The 20349-nt window shown below is 72.6% G+C and carries 15 protein-coding genes; 6 read left to right on the top strand and 9 right to left on the bottom strand.

The features are described from left to right. Window positions 1–78 precede the first annotated feature (78 nt). A complete protein-coding gene (locus HS045_RS25770; protein WP_196454057.1) occupies window positions 79–2601 on the top strand; it encodes an ATP-binding protein in 2523 nt (840 codons plus the stop codon). Between the two features lie 148 nt (window positions 2602–2749). After that, the gene (locus tag HS045_RS25775) at window positions 2750–4516 is read left to right on the top strand and encodes an ATP-binding protein (RefSeq protein ID WP_196454058.1); all 1767 of its coding nucleotides are present in this window, start codon (window positions 2750–2752) and stop codon (window positions 4514–4516) included. Between the two features lie 264 nt (window positions 4517–4780). Here the strand turns inward: HS045_RS25775 and HS045_RS25780 are convergent, their stop codons facing one another. The 6 genes from HS045_RS25780 to HS045_RS25805 are packed head-to-tail and all read right to left on the bottom strand — an operon-like array spanning window position 4781 to window position 10174. Continuing rightward, entirely contained in the window at window positions 4781–6037 is a 1257-nt protein-coding gene (locus HS045_RS25780) for a cytochrome P450 (RefSeq protein WP_196454059.1), read from the bottom strand. After that, the gene (locus tag HS045_RS25785; RefSeq protein WP_196454060.1) at window positions 6034–7263 is read right to left on the bottom strand and encodes a cytochrome P450; all 1230 of its coding nucleotides are present in this window, start codon (window positions 7261–7263) and stop codon (window positions 6034–6036) included. Before HS045_RS25785 ends, HS045_RS25780 begins: the two co-directional genes overlap by 4 nt. Next, window positions 7260–7856 carry an ATP/GTP-binding protein gene (locus tag HS045_RS25790; protein WP_196454061.1) on the bottom strand — a complete coding sequence of 199 codons (597 nt, stop codon included), beginning with the start codon at window positions 7854–7856 and terminating at the stop codon, window positions 7260–7262. Before HS045_RS25790 ends, HS045_RS25785 begins: the two co-directional genes overlap by 4 nt. After that, a complete protein-coding gene (locus HS045_RS25795; RefSeq protein ID WP_196454062.1) occupies window positions 7837–8196 on the bottom strand; it encodes a DUF742 domain-containing protein in 360 nt (119 codons plus the stop codon). Before HS045_RS25795 ends, HS045_RS25790 begins: the two co-directional genes overlap by 20 nt. Continuing rightward, entirely contained in the window at window positions 8193–8627 is a 435-nt protein-coding gene (locus HS045_RS25800; protein WP_196454063.1) for a roadblock/LC7 domain-containing protein, read from the bottom strand. Before HS045_RS25800 ends, HS045_RS25795 begins: the two co-directional genes overlap by 4 nt. Then, on the bottom strand, window positions 8624–10174 hold the full coding sequence (locus tag HS045_RS25805; RefSeq protein WP_196454064.1) for an ATP-binding protein: 1551 nt from the start codon (window positions 10172–10174) through the stop codon (window positions 8624–8626). The genes HS045_RS25800 and HS045_RS25805 overlap by 4 nt, the downstream gene beginning before the upstream one ends. Window positions 10175–11106: 932 nt before the next feature. On the opposite strand from HS045_RS25805, the gene HS045_RS36270 reads away from it, so the two are divergent. Genes HS045_RS36270 through HS045_RS25825 form a run of 4 tightly spaced genes read left to right on the top strand, consistent with a single transcriptional unit; the run spans window position 11107 to window position 16282 of the window. Next, window positions 11107–12393, top strand: a complete 1287-nt coding sequence (locus tag HS045_RS36270) for a helix-turn-helix transcriptional regulator (RefSeq protein ID WP_196454065.1) — start codon at window positions 11107–11109, stop codon at window positions 12391–12393. 12 nt (window positions 12394–12405) lie between these two features. Further along, window positions 12406–13176, top strand: a complete 771-nt coding sequence (locus HS045_RS25815) for a toll/interleukin-1 receptor domain-containing protein (RefSeq protein WP_196454066.1) — start codon at window positions 12406–12408, stop codon at window positions 13174–13176. Continuing rightward, on the top strand, window positions 13173–15164 hold the full coding sequence (locus HS045_RS25820; RefSeq protein WP_196454067.1) for a hypothetical protein: 1992 nt from the start codon (window positions 13173–13175) through the stop codon (window positions 15162–15164). The genes HS045_RS25815 and HS045_RS25820 overlap by 4 nt, the downstream gene beginning before the upstream one ends. A gap of 32 nt (window positions 15165–15196) precedes the next feature. Then, window positions 15197–16282 carry a hypothetical protein gene (locus tag HS045_RS25825; protein ID WP_196454068.1) on the top strand — a complete coding sequence of 362 codons (1086 nt, stop codon included), beginning with the start codon at window positions 15197–15199 and terminating at the stop codon, window positions 16280–16282. Between the two features lie 116 nt (window positions 16283–16398). On the opposite strand, the gene HS045_RS25830 is transcribed toward HS045_RS25825, so the two are convergent. From HS045_RS25830 to HS045_RS25840, 3 genes are all read right to left on the bottom strand, one after another. Continuing rightward, window positions 16399–16977: a hypothetical protein gene (locus tag HS045_RS25830; RefSeq protein ID WP_196454069.1), complete on the bottom strand. Its 579-nt coding sequence runs from the start codon at window positions 16975–16977 to the stop codon at window positions 16399–16401. Next, on the bottom strand, window positions 16977–18329 hold the full coding sequence (locus HS045_RS25835; protein WP_196454070.1) for a tetratricopeptide repeat-containing protein: 1353 nt from the start codon (window positions 18327–18329) through the stop codon (window positions 16977–16979). Before HS045_RS25835 ends, HS045_RS25830 begins: the two co-directional genes overlap by 1 nt. Window positions 18330–18434: 105 nt before the next feature. Continuing rightward, entirely contained in the window at window positions 18435–20189 is a 1755-nt protein-coding gene (locus HS045_RS25840) for a RyR domain-containing protein (protein ID WP_196454071.1), read from the bottom strand. Between the last annotated feature and the right edge of the window lie 160 nt (window positions 20190–20349).

Below are 20349 nucleotides of genomic sequence, written 5' to 3' on the forward strand. Positions count from 1 at the left end.
GCGACGGCGAAGAGGCGTCCAGAACAAAGCGGACAAAACCGCTAAATGGGTAGGAGGCTTCTTCGGGGGGTGAGAGTGATGAGCACAGTTGACCATTTCCATGACCGGAGCCGCCTGCAGGTCCTGCACGCCACCGGTCTGCTGCGGGTGACGAACGTCCCGCTGCTGGACCGGGTGACCCGGCTGGCGGTCCGCTGGCTGGACACGTCGGTGGCCATGGTGTCGCTGATCACCGCCGACCGGCAGGTGGTCATCAGCGCCTCCGGGCCGGCCGATCCGTGGACGGTCCAGCACAGCCCGTTGTCGCAGTCGCTGTGCCAGCACATCGTGGCCACCGGCACGCCGCTGATCGTGCCGGACGCCCGCGCCGACCAGCGCTGGCGCGAGGTCGAGGCCGTGGACGGCGGGCAGCTGCTGTCCTACGCGGGGATGCCGCTGCACGCCGAGGGCGACCAGGTGCTGGGCGCGGTGTGCGTGATCGACGACCGGCCCCGGCACTGGAGCGTCGAGCAACTGGGCACGCTGGAGGATCTGGCCGCGATGGTGGAGGCGGAGATCGCGGTGCGGCTGGCGCACGCACAGGCGGCGCTCGACCGGGTGCCGGAGGCGGCGATGTCCTTCGACGCCGCCGGGGCGGTGATGGCGTGGAACTCCGCGGCCGAGCGCCTGTTCGGCTGGTCGCCCATCGAGGCGCTCGGACGGCCCGCCGAAGAGCTGATCTGCCCGCCGAGGCTGCACGCCGGATGGGAGGAGGTCCTGCACCGGGTGTGGGAGGAGGGCGGAGCGTCCGGGCAGCGCCTGGAACTGACCGCGGTCGACCGGACCGGGCGGGAGTTCCCCGCCGAGATGCTCGTGCGCACCGCCGCCGGCAACGACGGGTTGCTGTACGACGCGCTGCTGCACGACATCACCGACCAGAAACGCCTCGGCATGCTCCGCCAGGTCCAGCAGACGGTGGTGCAGACGCTGGCCGAGGCCGCCTCCAGCCGGGAGGCCGCGGTCGGGGTGCTGGCCGCGGTCACCGGGGCGCTGGGCTGGACCTGCGGCGAGTACTGGCAGGTCCGGCCCGATCGGGGCGGCATGACCCGCATCGCCTCCTGGACGCGGCCCGGACGGGAGGTGGCGGTCTTCACCGGAGACGAACCCGTCACCTTCGCCCCCGGGCAGGGACTGCCCGGACTGGTGCGCGACGGCGGGCGCGCGGTGTGGGCGGCCGATCTGTCCGCCGACGACCGCGACTTCGCCCGCAAACCCGAGGCGATGCGGGCCGGTCTGCGCGCCGCCATCGGCCTGCCCGTCTGCAGCGGCGGGGAAGCGGGGGAGACGGGAGGCGTGCTGGCCTTCTTCACCGACACCGTCCAGGAGCCCGACGAGGACCTGGTCACCCTGCTGGACGGGATCTGCGCCCACGTCGGACGGTACATGGAGCGCCGCCGCGCCGAGGAGCTCGCGCTGGAGCTGGCCGAGAGCCGTCGCCACTTCGAGCAGGTCGTCGCCCAGCTCGACGACGACGTGTGGACCATCGAGCTCGGCCCGCACGGATGCGTCCGCTCCGTGGACGTCAGCTCGAATCTGGCCAAACTGCTCGGCGGGCCGCTGCCTGCGGGCGCCGACCCGTCCGAGGTCTTCATGCGCCAGATCCACCCGGGCGACCGCCGGGCCATCGCGGCCTTCCTGGACGTCGTCTCCGCGGGCAGGCGGGCCGAGACCGAATACCGCCTCATCGGCCTGGACGGCGTCACCCGCTGGATCTGGATGCGCGGCATGCCGCGCCGCGAGGGCGACCGGGCGCTGGTCGACGGCATCTCCACCGACATCACCGAACGCCACCGGCTGGCCGAGGAGCGGGAGCGCCTGCTGGCCGCCGAGCAGGAGCAGGTGCGCCGCCTGCGGGAGCTGGACCGGATGAAGGACGAGCTGATGGCGCTGGTCACCCACGAACTGCGCAACCCCATCGGCGCCGTCCGCGGCTACACCGAACTGCTGCTGGACGATGAGGAGCTGACCGACGGGCAGCGCGCCTTCGCCGACGTCATCGACCGCAAGAGCGCCCACATGCAGTCGCTGGTCGACGACCTGCTCGATCTGGCCCGTCTGGAGGCCGGGCACGTCGGCATCGACCCCCGGCCCCTGGCGCTGACCGGCCTGCTGCGCGAGGTCCTCGACGACCACCGGCCCGCCGCCGAGGCCAAGGACCTGGCCGTCGGCGCCGAACTGGCCCAGGGAGCGCGCGTGCACGCCGATCCGGTCCGGTTGCGCCAGATGATCGACAACCTGCTGTCGAACGCGATCAAGTACACTCCGCCGGGCGGGACGGTCACCGTCACCGTCCGGCCCGCCGGCGGCGCGACCGCGTCGGTCATGATCGAGATCGCCGACACCGGCATCGGCATCCCCGCCGAAGAGTACGGCCGGCTGTTCTCCCGCTTCTTCCGCGCCTCCACCGCCAAGGACGCCGGGATCCAGGGCACCGGACTGGGACTGGCCGTCACCAAGGCGATCGTGGACGCGCACGGCGGCACCATCACGGCGGCCCCCCGTGACGGCGGCGGCACCGTCTTCACCGTGCGGCTGCCCGCCGATCCGCCGGAACCGGGGTGACGCCCGTCCGCGGGCCGCTCCCGCCCGGCCGGCCGGCGGTCGCGGCGGCGTCCGCGCGACGTCCCGACGCGACCGGCCGGTCACGCGGGGCCGGACCGCGGAGGCGGGGGCTCCAGGAACCAGGCCGTGGTGAAGGGGGGTGGGTTCGGTGGCGGGCACGCGGCGGGAGGCGGCGCTGGTGAAGCTGCTGGACACCATCACGGCCGTGGCCAACACCGGTGACGACCTCGAAGAGGCGGCACGCACGGTGCTGAGTTCGGTGTGCGAGGTGACCGGCTGGCCGCTGGGGCACCTGTGCGTGCCGGCCGACGTCGGGGAGGACTACGTCTCCTCCGGGATCTGGGTCGGGCCGATCGGTGAGTTCCCGGCCCTGCGCGAGGTCAGCACCACGGTCCGTTTCGCGCCCGGCACCGGCACGATAGGCCGGGCCGTGGTCACCGGCCAGCCCGTCTGGTCGCGCGACCTCGCCGCCGACCCGCTGGTCTTCCGGGCTCAGCAGGGCCGTGATCTGGGGGTGCGGGCGGTGTTCGCGTTCCCGATCGTGGCCGCCGACGGGGTCGCGGCGGTGCTGGAGTTCTTCTCCACCCGGCCGGCCGATCCCGACGAGCCGTTGCTGCGGGTGATGGCCAGCCTCGGTCACCAGCTCGGCCGCATCGTCGACCGCCGCACCGTCCAGGCCACCGTCCAGGCGGGCCGCGACCGGCTGCGGCAGATGATCGACACCTCGGTGGAGGGGTTCGTCTCCACCGACGCCGCCGGGCGCATCACCGAGTGGAACGCCGCGGCCGCGCGCATGTTCGGCCGCTCCCGCGAGCAGGTGCTGGGCCGGTTGGTGCACGAGACGATCGTGCCGGACCGCTACCGCAGGGCCGACGAGGCCGGTCGGGCCCGGTTCCTGGTCACGGGCGAGTCGAAGGTGCTGGGACGGCGCCTGGAGCTGGCCGGGGCGCGGTCCGACGGCGGCGAGTTCCCCATCGAACTCGTGGTCTGGGCGACCCGCGAGGGCGGCGAGTGGGCCTTCCACGCGTTCATCCACGACATCACCGACCGGCGCCGCGCCGAGCAGGCGCTGCGGGAGGCCTACGAGGCCGAGCAGGCCACGGTGGCACGGCTGAAGGAGCTGGACGCGGCCAAGGACGCCTTCCTCGCCACCGTCTCCCACGAGCTGCGCACCCCGCTGACCTCCCTGATCGGCTACCTGGAGGTCGTGGCCGACGCCGAGACCGGAGTGGTGGAGGCATCGCCGCCGGGCCGCAGGATGCTGGACGCCATGATCCGCAATGCGGCCCGGCTGCAGAACCTGGTCGAGGACCTGCTGGCGATCACCACTCTCAGCTCCGACCGGCTGGAGATCGATGCGGCCCCCGTACCGGTGGGTGAGGTCGTCGAGGAGGCGGTGCGCGTCGTCGCCGCCGCGGCCCGCTCCGGAGGGCACGTCGTCCAGACGCTCCTGGACGACGGCGGTGACGGCGGCGGTGACGGCGTCGGTGACGGCGGCGGCCGCGTCGCCGGCGATCGGGACCTGCTGGTGCGGGCGGTGGGTGCGCTGCTGTCCAACGCGATCAAGTACTCGGCCACCGGCACGCCGATCACCGTGCGGGCCTCGGCCGCCGGCCGGCAGGTGGTGATCGCGGTCACCGACGCCGGGTCCGGCATCGACGCCGAGGAACTGCCGCACGTGTTCGAGCGCTTCTACCGCACCCGCTACGCCGAGGAGAACGCCATCCAGGGCGTCGGGCTGGGACTGGCCATCACCAAGGCGATCGCCGAAGCGCACGGCGGCACCGTCACCGCGGTCAGCGCGCCGGGTGAGGGGTCGACCTTCGCCCTGACCCTGCCCCTCTGGACGCCCGGCCCGGACGGCGGTCCGTCGGGAGAGGCCGACGACCGGGGAACGGCCCCCCGCCGCGGCTGAGGGAACGGCGCCGTCCCGCCGACCGCGGTCGTGCCCTGCCGTGCGCGGGGTGCGGCCGACCTCGACCGGAGGGGCCGCCGGGCCGGTGCGGGAAGCCGGTGCAGGCGGTCTCCGATTCGCCTGCACCCGGCCCCCGACATGTCGTATGCTCGCTGAGCGAGACGGAACCCCTGGCAGTCCAGCGGTGCTGGGTCGCCGTTCTGCCGGGAGTCCCGTCGTCCTCGTACGGCATCGCCCCCGGTGGGGTCCGTCCGGTGCGATCGATCAGCCGGTCGGCCCCAGCAGGACGGGGACCTCCCGGTAGTCGTTGCCGATGAACGACGGTTGCGGAGCCAGCGCCGCGCGTTCTCCGGCCAGGCGCAGGCCGGGGAAGCGGGTGAACAGCGCGGGCAGGGCGACGCGGGCCTCCAGCCGGGCCAGCGGAGCGCCCAGGCAGTAGTGGATGCCGTAGCCGAACGCCAGGTGCTGACGGTCGGCCCGGTCGATGTCGAACCGGTCGGGGTCGGGGTTGGCCTCCGGGTCGCGGCCGTGCGCGCCGAACGCGATCAGGACCAGGTCGCCCGCGCGCAGGGTGACGCCTTCGCCGAGGTCGATGTCGGCGGTGGCGTATCGCAGGGGCAGGTGCATGATCGGCGGGTGTTTGCGGAGCGTCTCCTCGATGACGTCGTCCCAGCGGGCCGGATCGCCGAGCGCGACGGCCAGCTGGTCGGGATGGGACAGCAGCTCGACGACCGCGTGGTCGATCAGCGCGACCGTGGTCTCCGATCCCGCTCCGATCATCAGGATCAGGGTGCTGACCAGTTCGGCCTCGCTGAGCCGGTCGCCGTCCTCCTCCTGCGCCGCCAGCAGGAGGCTGGTCATGTCGTCGCCGGGCGCGGCGCGTTTGGTCGCGATGAGGGTGTTCATGGCGATGAACAGGTCCTCGTGGGTACGGGCGGCCTGCTCCGGGGAGGCACTGGTGTCCAGGATGGCGTCGATGACGCGCAGCATGCCGGGGCGCTGGTCGTCCGGGACGCCGAACAGGTCGCAGATCACCCGGGTGGGCAGCGGGTAGGAGAAGGCGGCGCGCAGGTCGACCGGCCGGTCCGGCGCGCCGGACCGCGGAGCCTGCAGGGTGTCGAGCAGGTCGGTGACGATCGCTTCGACGGCCGGGCGCATGGCGTCGATCCGGCGGGCCGTGAACGCCCGGGCGACCAGGTCCTTGAGCCGCTTGTGGTCGGCGCCGTCCGAGGTGAACATGCTCACCACGTCGACCCAGGCGGTCAGCCAGGGGAAGGCCCCGGGCCGGTGGTCGGGCCAGCTCGCGCGGGCGTCCTTGGAGATGTTCGGGTGGACGAGGAGCCGCCTGGCGACATCGCCCCGGCTGACGGACCAGGCGACGAGGCCGCCGGGCATCCCGACGCGTACGGCGGGCCCGGCGGCGCGCAGGTGCTCGGCCTGCTCGTACAGGAGGCGGCCGGTGGTGTCGAGCACGGTGCCGGTGGTGCCGGTGGTGCGGGTGGTGGTGTCGGTGGTGGTCATGGGGAACCTCCGGGGGATGAGGTGCTGAGAGCGTCCGCCGGTTGCGGTCGGAACCGGACGCCCAGAGCGGCGGGGCACTGGTGGAAGGGGCCGTGCCGGTTGGGGACGCCGGCATCGGTGAGCTCCAGGTCCCAGAGCCGGTCGAGGATCGTCTCGATGGCGGTCTGGGCGATGACGGCGGCGTGGCTGTCGGCCGGGCAGCGGTGCGGTCCGGCCGACCAGGCCAGGTGGGAGCGGTTGTCGTGGCCGAGGCCGGGTGGGAGCTGCGGATCGGTGCCGGTGGCGGCGTGGCTGATGAGGATCGGCACGCCGGGCGGGATGGGGATGCCGTGCAGCGTCGTGGCGCGGCGGGCGAAGTGCACGGAGAAGTTGGCCATCGGCGAGCGGGTCCACAGCACCTGCTCCATGGCGCGGCGCACGGTGACCGCGCCGCCGGCGAGGTCACCGACGTAGGCGTCGTCCTCCAGCAGCAGCCGCAGCCCGGAGGCGATCCAGGCCGCGGTGGGGATGACGCCGGCGCCGATGAAGCAGAACAACTGGTAGAGGACCTCCTCGGGGGTGAGCCGGGCGGGGTGGGCGAGCATCCAGGAGGTGAAGTCCCGGCCCGGCGCGGCCTTCTTCATCTCGATGAGCTCGGCCAGGCACCGGGCGAAGTCGTCCGCGGCCCGGATCGCCTCCGGGCCGGCGCTGATGAGGCCCTGGGAGCCGGCGACCATGCGGCCGACCATCGGGGCGGGGCAGCCGAGGATGTCGGTGAAGACGAGCAGCGGGATCGTGTCGGCGAACTCGGTCATCAGGTCGGCGCGGCCGACCGGGGCGAAGCGGGCGATGAGCCCGAGCGAGTGGCGCTGGGTGCTCTCCCGGAGCTCGTGCAGGTCGATGCGGGCCGCGCAGTCCTCGATCGCCCCCCGGAGCCGCTCGTGCTCCCGCCCGTCGGCGTAGAGCAGGTTCGGCCGGTAGGCCATGATCGCCAGGACCGGGCTGTCGGCGGGGACCTGCCCGCTGTGCAGCGCGGCCCAGGCGCGGCTGTCCTTGCTGTAGGTGGCGGGGTCGTTGAGCAGGGTGACCGCGGCGCGGTGGCCGGTGACGACCAGTGCGTACACGGTCGGCGCGATCTCGGCCCAGGCGACGGGGCCGTGCGCGCGCAGGGCGGCGTAGGCGTCCTGCGGCCGAGCGGCGAAATCATCACCGAACAGCTGGGGGATGGGGGCCGGGTGCTGGGTCATCGGGCGGGCTCCGGACGGGGGCGGCTGAGGATGTCGGTGACGAGGGAGATCAGGCCCTGCTTGGCCGAGGCGCGCGTCCGGGCGTCCAGCCAGACCAGCGGCCTGTCGTCGGCCATGGTCAGCGCGTCGCGCAGTGCGGCGTCGTCGTAGCGGGGCGCGCCGTCGAAGTGGTTGACGGCGACGGTGTACGGCAGGCCGGCGGACTCCAGCAGGTCGATCGCGTCGAAGCTCTCGGCGATCCGCCGCGTGTCGACCAGGACCAGTCCGCCCAGGGCGCCTTCCATCAGCGAGCGGACCATGCGGTGGAAGCGCGGCTGACCGGGGGCGCCGAAGAGGTACAGCACGATGTCGTCGGCCAGGGTGACCCGGCCGAAGTCCATGGCGACGGTGGTGGTGACCTTGCCCCGCAGGCCGCCGAGGTCGTCGACGAGCTCCCCGGCGCGGGTCATCCGCTCCTCGGTGCGCATGGGCCGGATCTCCGAGACGGTGCCCACGAAGGTGGTCTTGCCGACCGCGAACGGGCCGAGGACGAGCACCTTCACCGAGCGGGCCCTGTCCGGCACGTAGCGGCGGTCAGAGCTGTTGGAGTCCATGCAGAACCCTTCTCAGGAAGTCCTCGTCGTGCTGGTCGGCGGTGGGGGTGAACGGCGCGCGGGCGACCAGGTGCCCGCTGTCCACCAGGCCGGAGACGACCACCTTGGTGACGGCGCCGGGGAGCCGGAGGTGGTGGGCCACCTCCGAGACCGACAGCACCCCGGGCAGGCACAGGTCCATCACCCGGTAGGCCTGCGCCTGCAGGCCCGCCAGCGGCAGCTTGGGGTCGGCGATGAGCAGGGTGGCCTCGTCCAGGCTGGTCCGCGACGGGGCGGCGCGACCGCCGGTGGCGGTGTAGGAGCGCACCACGCCGTTCCTGCGGTGCCCGCGCGGGCTCATGCGCCGCCGCTTCGCTCGCGGGCCGCCAGGACCGGGCGCAGCCCGGCGATCAGCTTCAGGGTGGCGGTGATGGCGAGCGCGACCTCCTGGCTCATGGAGTCGCCGCGTACCGCCACGCCGAGGCCGGTGCGCTCGCCGGCGGCGAACAGCAGCACGGTGAAGTCCTTCAGGTCGCTGACCACGTGCCGCATGGGCAGCGGGTCCCCGCGGTCGGGCAGGCCGCAGAACGCGCCGAAGTCCCCCTGCAGCGCCTTGACCCCGCACAGGGCGGCCGCCGCACGGTCGGCGTCGTCCCTGGCCAGGCCGGCGGAGGCGGCCAGTACCAGCCCGTCGGTGCTGAACAGCAGGGCGTTGACGACGCCCGGCTCCTCGGTCAGCCGGTCCAGGGCCCAGGCCATGTCGGTGGAGTCGGCGGTGTGCTGGTCGCTCATGACGGGAGACGTCCTCCGGGGTCGGTGTCGCTGTCGCCGTAGCCTGCGCTGAGCGCGCGGCGCATCTGCTCGAAGCCCTCGGCGAGTGCGGCGGGGTCGCCGCTGTCGGTGAGGGCCTCCTGGCTCGGGGACGAGGGCCGGGGTGCCGCCCGAGGGTCTTTGGGCTGCCGTTTGGGCAGGCCCAGGACGGTCGTGAGCGGCAGGTCCGCCTCGGCGGGGCCGGGGTGCCCGGTGTGCTCCGCGCTCGCGGACCCGGCGGTCGGGGCGGCCCCGGCGGCGGAGCCCGCGAGCGCGCCGGGGAGGCCGACGGTGTCGGGGAGGCCGGCGGTGTCGGGGAGGCCGGGGACGCCGGGGACGCCGGGGACGCCGAGGGGCCCGGCGGGTGGCGCGGAGGGGGCCTCCCGGGCGGCGGGCGGGGACGGGGCCTCCGCGGCGGATCGGCTCATGAGGTCGTCGGGCACCACGAGCACGGCCTTGACGCCGCCGCCGGCCGAGGGAGCGCTCACATCGACGCGGAACCCGTAGTCGTGGGTGAGCCGTCCGATGACGGCGAACCCGAGCCTGCGCTCGTCCTCCAGGGTGGTGACGTCGAAGACCGCGCGGTGCGCGAGCATCCGCTCGGCGGCGGTCCGCTGGAAGTGGTTCATGCCCAGGCCGGTGTCCTCCACCACGATGCGGTAGCCGGCCTGCACCCGCTGCACGTAGACGCCCACCGGATCGCTGGAGTAGTCGGTCGCGTTGGCCAGCAGCTCGGTCAGGGCGACGACGATCGGCTCCACCACCCGGCCCTCGACGAACAGCTCGCCGACCTCCGGCAGGTAGGTGTGCTCGACGCGGTCGTAGGGGCCGATGCGGCCGCGGGCGCTCTCGACGATCTCGCGGAAGGTGCAGTCGGCCCGCTGCGTCCCCGGCCACGAACCGGTCAGGATGCGCAGGCGCTGGACCGCGTGCAGGCTCCGGGTCGCGACGTGGTCGATGTCGATGAGGCTCTGGTGGTAGGCGCTCGCGGCCGGATGCCGGTCCAGCTCCTCGTCGATCTTGATCTGGAGCCGGGTCAGGAAGGCCTGCGCCTCGTCGGCCATGCCGCGGACGCCGGCGCGGGCCGCCCGGCCGACCCCCGCCCGGGTGCTCTGCAGCGCCTCGCGCAGCAGGTCCTCGGCCGCCTGGTGGAGCTCCTCGAACGGGGTGCCCTTCAGCAGGGGGTGCAGGAGGCCGGGCACGACCGCGTCCGAACCGGACCGCGCCTCGGCGTCCAGCGCCGCCGGCAGCCGCTGCCCCACCAGATGCCGGGTCTCCTCCAGCGCGGTCTGGTACCACTCGGCGTTCACGGTGATCTGCCGGCGCAGCTCCTCGGTGTCCTGGGCGAAGCGCAACTGCGCCTTCTCCAGGTCCCGCGCCGCCTCGATCCTGGCCTTGACCACCTCGTCCTCGGCGGTGCGCCGCGCCCGGACCGCGGCGTTCCTGCCGCGGGTCCGCACGACCAGTGCTCCGCAGGCGGCGGCCAGTCCGCTGCTCAGCAGCACCTCGGCCACGACGTGTTCGATCATGAGAGTCCTTGGGCTGGGGGGCCGGAGGCGTGCCGGAGCGGGGGCCTGCCGGACGGCGGGGCCGGATCATCCGGCCGCAGGGCGACGCGCGACAGTGAATGCTCCCCGAACCGATTCGACCGGTGGTCCTGTTAATTCCGAACGCGACTCATAATGGAATCGGCGGTAAACGCTAGCACGCTGTCATGTGATTCTCCACCGCTTGTCATATGTCCCGACCGGCAGTATGTGCTCTTGCTCCGGGTGTCATTTCGTGCGCGTTGACGGCCGATGACAGTGCATCATGCATCACCGCGGAGGGCAAGCGCCGGTTTTGTGTACGGTTCGGCCCCGTTGCTCACTGTGTGATTGTGCCGCCACTGTGTGAAGAAGAGGCTGACCGGGTGAACGGGGCGGGGATTTCCGCGTGCGCCAAGAGGTCTCGGAGAGATGTTCCGCCACCACCACGCGAGAAATGTTCACTTTCCAGGGGCGTATCGAGGTCCGTTTTGGTCGTCCGGCGCACTGAATGGCGACCGGTGAGTTCGGGTGCGCCCGCCGCCGCGTTTCGTCCGCTTCTCGCTGCATCGACATGGGGCGAACCGGAAACGGACGATCACCGTGTCCGCCGGCGCGGAGCCGAGGATCCTCCCGTATGCGGTGGAGTTCTCCGACGGCACTGCGGACACGGAGAAAACGGTTCTCGTCCACCCGCCGTGGGCGGGGCCCGACGGAACGGCCCTCGGGCGGCGGCGGTCCCGGATATCCGGGCCCATGGCGGAGGCGGAGCGCGAGCCCCGACTGCGACCGTCTCGACAAACCCGGCCGTTTCCTATTGCTTCGAAGGTGGAAACGGGAAACGCCGGCCTTGGCCTTGTCCGTTCGGCGGTGTCTGCCGCAGGCTTGCAAACGGTGAATCACGGCTGCTCGGGCTGGCGGTGACGGAGGTTCATGTGGTCCAGCAGTCCGTCCGGTTCGGAGGAGAACTACGGAGACGGCGTCTCGCCGCAGGTCTGACCCTGACCGATCTGGCACGGCTGGTCCATTACAGCAAGGCCCAGCTCAGCAAGGTCGAGCGAGGGGTCAAAACGCCGAGCCGCGAACTGGTCCGCCTGTGCGACGCCACGCTCGGCGCCGGAGGCCGGCTCGCCGCGCTGGCCCGCGGCCGGCCTCCGGGAGAAGGGCCCGCAGAGGCGGAGACCGGTGACGGGGAGGTGTGGCTGATGCAGTTGTCACCGGACGGGCAGAACCTGTTCCAGTCTGTCAGCCGACGGCAGGTCATGGCCGCGGGTGCGATCTCGCTCGCGGGGGCGGGCGGCGGGCCGGGGCTGTCATCGGACGCCGGTGACGGGAGATTCCTGGAGATCTCCCGATCGCTTTTCGATCAGTACCGGCAACTCGGCCAAGCGGTGGGTCCCGCCCTTCTGCTCCCGGCACTGATCACCCAGACGCACACACTCCGGGAGCTCTCCGCTCAGGCCGGTTCGCGTACCCGCCGGGCGGCGCTGAGACTCGGTTCCCGGTACGCCGAATACGTCGGCTGGCTGGTACAGGAGACAGGCGACGAGCGGGCGGCCCTGTGGTGGACGCGGCGCGCAGTCGAGCTGGCGGCGGCCGGTGATGATCATGACCTCGCCGCATACGGACTGGTCCGTCATGCCTTGGTCACGTTGTATCGGGAGGAGGCCGACCAGACCATTGAACTGGCCCGGCGGGCGCAGAGCGGAAAACTGCCTCCGCGGATCCGCGGCCTGGCCGCGCAGCGGCAGGCTCAGGGGCATGCACTCGCGGGTGACTACGGCGCCTGCATGCGCAGCCTGGACCGTGCCCGCACGCTGCTCGGGCTGCACGTCCAGGACCCGGACACGCCCGTCATCGGCACCATGAACCTGCCCGACCCGGTCGCGATGATCACGGGTTGGTGCCTGTACGACCTGGGACGGCCGAAGGAGGCGGCCGAGGCCATGGACCGGCAGCTGGCGCTGATCCCACCCCGTGCACTGCGCACCCGGGTCCGTTACGGAGTGCGCAGCGCTCTCGCCCATGCTGCGGCCGGAGAGATCGACCACGCCTGCCGCCTGACCGGCCGACTGCTCGACGCGGCCGTCACCGTCAGCTCCGCCACCATCGCCGCGGACCTGCGCGGTCTCGCCCGGATCCTGGCGCGCCACCCGCGGAGTCCGTCGGTGCGCGACCTGGCTCCCGAACTCGGCACGGCCCTGCAGATCGTCACCCCGTAGGAGGGAACCGCCATGCACGACGTCTTCATCAACTACCGCACCGGGGACGGAGAGAAGAGCGCCGCCCTGATCGCGATGAGCCTCTCGGACCGCTTCGGGAAGGACCGGATCTTCCGGGCCTCGCAGTCCATCGGACCGGGCGAGCACTTCCCCGCGAGACTCCTCGGCGCGGTGCGCCGCAGCGCCGTCCTGCTCGCCGTCATCGGCCCGGAGTGGATCCGCTCGTCCGCCGCGTTGCACGACCAGGACGACTGGGTCCGCAAGGAGATCGCCGAGGCGTTCGCCTGCGGAATACCGGTCATCCCGGTCCTGGAGGGCCGCACGACCGAGCGGCTGGACGGCGCGCTGCTCCCGGCGGAACTGGTCCGGCTCGCCGAGGTCCAGTACGTCCGCCTGGACTATCAGAACGTGCAGGCGGACCTCACGCGCATCGGTGACATGCTGGCCGCCCGGGTGCCGTCCCTCAAGGAGGCTGACCGCCTCGCCTCGCGGCCACCCGGTCCGGACGCCGCCGGCGACGCGGCGGGCAATGCGGCGGGCAATGCGGTGGGCAATGCGGCGGGCGACGTGTACGGCACGAGCGTGCAGAGCCGCGACATCACCGGAGACGTGGGCACCGTCACCAAGCACAGTCACGGACCGGTGCACCTGGGGAAGGGCGATCTCTACAGCAATTCCCCGCGTTTCTCCGGCGACGGCGCGACGTACGTCGCAGGGGACAACCAGGGCGGCATCCGCCACCGGTTCGGCGGTTCCCGTGGAAACGAGGACGGCGACCGTTGAGCGACCAGATCATCTCTTCCGTGCTCAGCGACGGCGGAGAGGTGCACGCGGGCCGGGGAGACCAGTACAACAGCGACGGGCCCCAGTACAACAACTGCACCTTCGCCGCATCGGCCGGAGCCGGGGGGAAGCACCCCCGAACCGTCGCCGACGACCAGTTGCTGTGGCTCTGGCGGCGCTTCGTGCACCCCGGAGGATTCGGCAGGGCCCGAAGGGTCCTGTCCTCCTGCGGCACCGTGCTCCTGGACGGGACACCGGGCAGCGGACGGACGGCCGCGGCGAAGATGCTCCTGTACGAATTGCGCTCCGGCCCGGAGACGTTCCGCGAACTGCTGCCGGACGAGGAGCGGGAGGGGCACCCGAACGTCGAGGGCGTCGGTGACGGTGACCTGGTGTGGCTGGACCTTGCGACCGCTTCCGAGCGGCTCTGGAGTGAGGTCCACGGAGGGCTTCCCTCGTTGCGGAAGACGGTGCAGGAGCGCGGCGCCCGGCTGGTGGTCGTGCTGCCGGGCGGCAGGGTCGAGCGGCTCCACCCGGAACTCGGTCAGTATCGCGTCGAGATCACTCGTCCGCCGGGCGCGCAGGTGTTCCAGCGCTACCTGCGCCTGGCCGGCGTCCCCGCGTCCGACACCGTGGCGCCGGTGCCCGCGCTCTCGGGTTTCCTGCGCGCGAACCGGTCGATGCAGGAGATCGCCGAATTCGCCGAGCGGGTCGCCAGGGCGAGGAGCGCTCCGGGCGCGGGAGGATTCGCCACCTGGTGCGAGAACGCCCGCGCCGCGGTGACCGATCGGAGCGCGGAGGTCGCCCGGTTCGTCGCCCAGCTGCGCCGGGGACCGCAGCGCGCCCTGCTGCTGACCGCGGCCATGCTGCACGGTGCCCACGCCGACGCCGTCCACGGAGCCGGGGCCGTGCTGCTGCGCATGGTCGAGAACCCGCAGGAGGAGTGCCCGCTGCTGGAGCGCGCGGACCTTGTCGAGAGGCTCCACGAGATCCACGCGGAGCCCGACGCCCACGGCAAGGTGTCGTTCAGGAAGCCCGGGTACGACGCGGCGGTCCGTGCCCATTTCTGGAGGCACATGCCGGAACTCCGCGAGCACCTGCAGGCGTGGGTGGAGAAGACCGTCGGGTCTCCGGATCTCGATCGAGGCGACCGCGATGGTCTGGTCAGGCGGTTCGCCGAGCAGTGCCTGCACGACAGATACCGGACGGCGCTGGTGTCGCTCCTGTGGCGGTGGACGGCGGGGCCCTCCAGAAGCGAGCTCAGGCTGCGGGCGGCCGCCGGGCTTCTGGAGCAGGGTCTTCAGCATGACGAGCACGGTCGGTTCTTCCGCGAAAAGATCTTCGAGTGGTCGCTCAAGGAGGACCTGCCCGACGGACTGTCCCAGGTGCTCGTCGAGGCATGCTGGCAGACGATGGCCGTCCGCCATCCGGACCAGGCGATGGTCCGCCTCCACCACCTGGCCCGGCGGGAGGGCCGGGCGACCCGGGCGCGCGAGGCGCTCGTCGGGCTGGTGCGGGCCGATCCCCGCCTCCACCGGAGCATGCTGGAACGGCTCTGCCGCCACTTCACCGGAGAGCTGGGGAGGAGGGAGTGGCCGCTCGACGTCGACCTGTTCCTGGAGCTCGCCGAACCGCGGCTGATCACCGACGGCGGGACGCACGCCCACGCGTTCCTCGCCGACACCGCGGTACGGGAGCGGCTGGCGGCCGGCTGGAGTGCGGCTTTCCGGCTCCGCGCACCTGATGAGTGGACCCCGCAGGCGCACGCCTGGCTCTCCGCGGCCTCCCGGCAGGGGCGGTACCGCGCCCGGCTCGTCGACGTCCTCATGGAGGGCAGTGAGCGGCGGATGGACGTCCGGGCGCGTCTCTACGTCCTCGCGCGGGGCGTGGACCGTTCCACGGCGGTGGGGCGGCGGGACGTCGACTCCGTCGCCGAGCACGTCTATCGGAGGACCAACGCCGCTCGGGCGGCCCGGCCCGGTGAATGAACGTCGGAACGACGGATCAGGGAGACACGCTCATGAGTTCTGGCCGCAACACCGTGACGATCTACTTCACGGTCTTCGGCGGGTTGATCCTCGCAGGCCTCGTCCTGTTCGCCCCCCGGCAGATCTGGAGCTGGCTGCTGCCGGTTCTGCTGCTCGCGGGCCTGGCGGTGGCGGGGACGAAGGTCTTCGGACGCCGGCCGGTCCCACCGCCACGGCCGGAGCCGTACCGGCCCGTGATCCCGGTGGAGTCCGGAGAGCAACGCGTCGTCCAGGTGCCTCTCCCGAGCAACGAGGAGGACTACGACTTCCTGTTCTCCGCGGTGGTGCGATGGTCGCCGCTCGGTGCCGCGGTGAACGAGTCCGCGATCAGCCGGGAAGGTCTGGCGATCGACGCGATCCTGGAGCGTGCCCGGAGGATCACCGAGGATCGGCACCCCGCCAGGGCCGCGCTGGTCCAGCACGAACTGAACGGCGCACTGGGCAGGATGCAGCCGGATGACACGGGGTGCCTGCGGGCGATGGCCGAGTCCGTCACGCTCACACTCTCCGGCCACGACCAGGAGCGGCTGGACAAGATGGCCACGGTCCGCAAGAACAGGGCGCTCTGGGAGCACGAGAGGAAATACGAGCAGAGCAAGCGGGAGTACCTCGGTGAGGACGTGCTGAAGGACACCGGCAGTGCCGTGGTCTGGTGGCTGGCCAGGAACGACGACCAGGTGGACCGGACGGTGAAGGACATCGGGGCTCTCGCGCAGCTCTCCTCTGCGGCGAACAACACGGAGGTGCCCGAGCGGTTCCGGCATCTCGTGCCCGATCCGGGCGCCGCCCGGTCACCGGACGCGTCGGCGGCGTATCCGGATCGCACCGGGACGACCGGATCCCCCCGGGAGGGGACCTCCGCCGCCGATCACTTCGACGCCTTCCTCCGCGCGATGGACTTCCCGGAGGGCGACCCGCAGCGTGCCCTGCTCGCCCGGCAGGTGGCCGAGCGCGTCGCCGAGTACGGCAGGCAGGAGGTGGCGGACGGCCTCCTGCGACGGTTCGACCCGTCCGACGCTCCCGCGCCGGGCGGGTTCGATCCTTCGGTGGAGAGCCCGGACGCACTACCGGGTGCCTGACCGCCCGGACGCCTCCGGGCGGTCAGGCACGCCGGACGGAGGCGGCCGTCGGCCCGCCGGGGGCGGCCCCCGCTCCGGAAGCCCGTGGTCACCGCCCCGCCCCGTCCGCGGAACGCTCAGCGGCGCTCCGGCTCCGGCGGGGTGGGGTCGATCACGCGCACCCGGGGATCGTCCGCCGGGTAGCCGAGCCGCCGGACGAGATCGGATGTCCCGCCGGGGCCGTCGCCGTCCTGCCCGTTCCAGACGAGGAGAACGCGAGGTCGGGCGTCCATCCGGCGTGCCAGCGCCACCATGCGGGCGTTGGTCAGGGCGAACACTCCGCCGCAGGCCTCCTCCCCACCGGCGCGGCCCGTGCCGTCGGGGGGCGGGAGCACCTCGGCGACCCGGAGCAGGCGGCGGAAGCGCTCGCCCCAGCCGGTGCCCGGAAGGTCCACCGACCGCCGCCGGAACTCCTCGACGGGCAGTGCCAGGCAGAGCAGGACGCGGGCGCCGCGGGCGTGCCCCTCTTCGGCGGCGATCACGTCTGCTCCGCGGGCGCCTCCGCAGATCACGGTCGTGTCCGGCCCGACCGCCCAGGCGTCGAAGGCGGCGCGGATCTCCTCCGTCACCCAGGGGATGCGCGAAGGGGGGAACCGGGCGGCCGGACGGCCGGGGGCGTCGATCATGTGACCGGCCGCGATGATCACACGAGTCATCACCCCAGCATGCCGTACAGCTCCGCGAGCAGTTCCCGCAGCCCCTCCGCCGCGCCCTGCGGCGTCCCCGGCCGCCGCGGCAGGAGGCGCACGCCGAGTTCCAGGTCTTCGAGCGTGCTCCGGAGCTTCCACCCCGTGACGCCCTCCTGCCGGAATCGTCCGACGAGGCCGCGGGCCCGGTCCAGGTCGCCGTCGTCGAAGGCTGAGCCGAGCAGCGTCAGCCGGATCCACTCGTCGTGCGGGTCCCGTGCCAGGGAGATCTCGCGCGCCGCCCGGGCGACGACCGCGACCTCGTCCGCCAGGCGCCCGTCGCCCTCCGCGTCCCGCAGCCGGTAGAGGCGGGGCAGGTTGGAGGACGGGTAGTAGTCGTTGAGGTCGAGACGCATCCCCTGCTCGTAGGCGGCGATGGTCTTGCCGAGGAAGCCGCTCGACCGGGGGGACCCCGCGTTGCTCCACATGAGTTCCTTGTACCGGCCGCCCAGCAGGCCGTACCGCTCGGACGTCGGGCCCGAGTGCTTGATCAGCTGCTCCAGCGCCGCTGCGGACTCCTCCACCCTGCCGGTCCTGGCCAGCGCGAGCTGCCGTTGCTCCACCACCGACGGATGCCGCCGGAGCACGGGGGGCAGTCCTTCGACGTAGGCGAGGACCTCGGCCCACGTCAGGTTGTCGCGGATCAGCTCGATCAGTTCGAGGACCACCGACTCGCGCACGACGGGCCTCGTGCCGTACCGGGTCACCAGGTCGCGGGTCCTGCTCCGCCGATCCTCGGCGTCCGCGGTCAGCCGGATCGCGCCGGCGCCGGCCTCGAATCCCGACAGCTCACCCACGAGGTCGCTGAAGGCGGCCTGCCGGAAGCCGTCCTCGGGGTCGGGGTATCCCGGTATCGCGTCGAAGACGGGGGAACGTCCGGGGAGCACTCGTTCGATCCCCGCACGCAGGACGGCCCGCGCCTCGGCGGCCGCCTCGGCGCCGCAGGCGCCGTCGGAGAGCGGGTACTCCAACCGCCGGATCTGCTCCAGGTCGAACACCGGCTCCGCCCACTCCGCCGCGACCAGGATGCAGTGCCGCCGTGCGGCGTGACGGACGCCGACCTCGTAGTAGACGTTGGAGTTGGCGAGCGAGACGTCCGCGACCACGAGGTCGGCGAGCGCCAGCCGCCGGATCATCTCCACGATCACCAGCGGCCCGAGGTCGCTGTCGGCGCGGACGGCCCGGTAGCCGAGATCTTCGAGGACGGGCCGGTGCACCTCATGCCAGAGCACGTTGAAGTCCACTTCGCGCGGGACGCCGTCCTCCCGCCTCATCGTGGACTTCCTGCCGTACGGCATGACCATGAAGGCGATCTCCGGCATCGGGCCTCCGCGGTGGGGACGGCCGTCCGTCCCGGCGGCCGCTCCGGAACACCGGCTGCGGTCGGGGAGGGTGGGCCGTCGACGTTTCCTGTGAGGTGCTTCCGGTCACCCCGAGTGTCCCCCGCACCGCCTCTCCCGTCCAGGCGGAGCGGTCCCCCTTGCGTGGTCACCGCTCACGCGAACGATCTGGAAGCCCGCTGTGGCGAGGACGGCGGGCAGGTTGCGGACGGTGGCGCGGTCCTTCTCCCGGGAGGACTCCGGCAGCCGGCTCCAGTCCTGCAGATCGGGGTGGCGCCTGCCGGCGTCGTCACGGGCGGGACCGTGTGTCCAGCCGTCCTCACGGCGCTCGCGCATCCAGCGCTCGTGCTCCATCACGGCGAGCCGGTCGATCTCCTCCTCCCGGAACGAGAAGGCGGAGTCCGGGCCGATCCGCGGGGCGAGGAGGCAGCCGATGCTCCGGAGTTTGCGGCCGATGTCCGCGGCCTGGGTGAGGTTGGCGTTCCTGAGCGACGCCGGCAGTTCTTCCCAGGGGGCCAGCGAGGCGTTGATGTCCGGGGTGTCGCCTTTCTTCAGGCGCTCGTAGGCGTAGTCCTCGTGCACCGCCCTGGCCAGTTGCTCGACGAGGTCCTCGGCGATCAGCTGGGGATCGACCGCCTCGTCCGTGACGGCGAACACGTGCAGGGCGCCTCCGAGGTCGTCCAGCAGGCCGGGACCGCGGAAGGCGTCGTCGAACACGCCCTGCTCCACCCGGACCACCAGCGACCCCGGCTCCCGGGTCCACAGCCGCACGCTGGTCAGCGCCGTCCGCAGGGCCAGGTTCTCGTCGTGGTGGCAGACGTACACCCGCTGGGGCGGCTCGGCGGGGATCCGCTCCAGTTCCTCGAGACCCGCCCCGCGCAGCTCCAGATGCGCGCCGACGAACGCGTACCGGCGGAGCAGCGCGGGCAGCACGCTGTCGGCGCGGGGGTCGACGACGGTTACGGGCAGGGGCCGCTGCTCGTGCGGGACGCGCAGCCGCCAGTGCCGCGCCAGTTCGATGACGAGCGCGCGGCCGAAGTCGTCGAGGCCGACCAGCACGACCGGCGAGGACGTGCGGAGCGGATGGCGGTCGAGGAGCACACGCGCGGCGAGCTGGTCGAGGTTGAAGAAGTCGAGCCGGAGCCCGGGAGGGTCCGGCATGCCGAGCCGGCGGGCGCGCAGCGCGGTGCACAGGTCCAGGTCGGGGATGAGGGCGTAGGCCCGGAGCGGTTCGGACGCGGATCTCTCGAGGCCTTGGGCGGCCAGGACGATCCCCGTGTTGGCGGAGCCGTCCGTCTCGCAGGCGTACACGACGTCCGCGCGATGGGCGCCCGCCGCCCGGAGCACCTCGGGATCGCGGGCGTCGCCCGTCACGGTGAGGATCCGGCCGCGGCCCGGCGCGGGGGGAGGCGCGCCGGTGACGGCGACGACGCGATGCCCGGCTCCGTGGAGCCGTGCGGTCAGCGCGTGCGCCGCGGGACCGTCCCCGCAGACGACGGCGTGCCGTCTGGACCGGCGGGCCCTGATCCGCTGGATCTCGGCGGAGAGCAGCAGGCGGGTGGTCTCGACGAGCGCGTAGATCGTCACCACGGGCGCCGCGAAGCGGGCGAACTGCAGCATCGGGGGGATCGCGCTCGTCCCGTCGATCGGCGTCGGATCAAGGACGAAGAGCTGGAGGGTGTAGTAGAGGAGGTCCCACGGGGACCGGGTGAACTCGGTGTGCGACGACAGGTGGGCCCGCATGCCGAGATAGCCCAGGACAAGGACGCCGCCCGTGAGGAGCGCGAACAGCAGGCGGATGACGGCGGAGGGGGTGCGCAGCGCGGACAGGGGATTCTTCACGAGGCCTCCCGAGGGGGACGTCCGGGAGGCCGCGGGTGGTTCCCGCCGGGGAGGGGGGACCGGATGCGGGAGGCTCTCTTCATCACCAACAGTTTGGATCTTCCGGCCCTGTCGGTGTGGTTATATGTGACATTCCCTGGTTTCGCCGTCCCGCCGGAGC

The organism is Planomonospora sp. ID82291, from assembly GCF_015711645.1.
Classification (GTDB): Bacteria; Actinomycetota; Actinomycetes; order Streptosporangiales; family Streptosporangiaceae; genus Planomonospora.

Excerpts from the sequence above, each read along its gene's own strand:
- HS045_RS25815 (WP_196454066.1), top strand. The coding sequence starts at position 12,406 with ATGCACGACGTCTTCATCAACTACCGCACCGGGGACGGAGAGAAGAGC.
- HS045_RS25780 (WP_196454059.1), bottom strand. The coding sequence starts at position 6,037 with ATGACCACCACCGACACCACCACCCGCACCACCGGCACCACCGGCACC.
- HS045_RS25825 (WP_196454068.1), top strand. The coding sequence starts at position 15,197 with ATGAGTTCTGGCCGCAACACCGTGACGATCTACTTCACGGTCTTCGGC.
- HS045_RS25795 (WP_196454062.1), bottom strand. The coding sequence starts at position 8,196 with ATGAGCCCGCGCGGGCACCGCAGGAACGGCGTGGTGCGCTCCTACACC.
- HS045_RS25800 (WP_196454063.1), bottom strand. The coding sequence starts at position 8,627 with ATGAGCGACCAGCACACCGCCGACTCCACCGACATGGCCTGGGCCCTG.
- HS045_RS25835 (WP_196454070.1), bottom strand. The coding sequence starts at position 18,329 with ATGCCGGAGATCGCCTTCATGGTCATGCCGTACGGCAGGAAGTCCACG.
- HS045_RS25830 (WP_196454069.1), bottom strand. The coding sequence starts at position 16,977 with ATGACTCGTGTGATCATCGCGGCCGGTCACATGATCGACGCCCCCGGC.
- HS045_RS25770 (WP_196454057.1), top strand. The coding sequence starts at position 79 with ATGAGCACAGTTGACCATTTCCATGACCGGAGCCGCCTGCAGGTCCTG.
- HS045_RS25790 (WP_196454061.1), bottom strand. The coding sequence starts at position 7,856 with ATGGACTCCAACAGCTCTGACCGCCGCTACGTGCCGGACAGGGCCCGC.
- HS045_RS25785 (WP_196454060.1), bottom strand. The coding sequence starts at position 7,263 with ATGACCCAGCACCCGGCCCCCATCCCCCAGCTGTTCGGTGATGATTTC.
- HS045_RS25805 (WP_196454064.1), bottom strand. The coding sequence starts at position 10,174 with ATGATCGAACACGTCGTGGCCGAGGTGCTGCTGAGCAGCGGACTGGCC.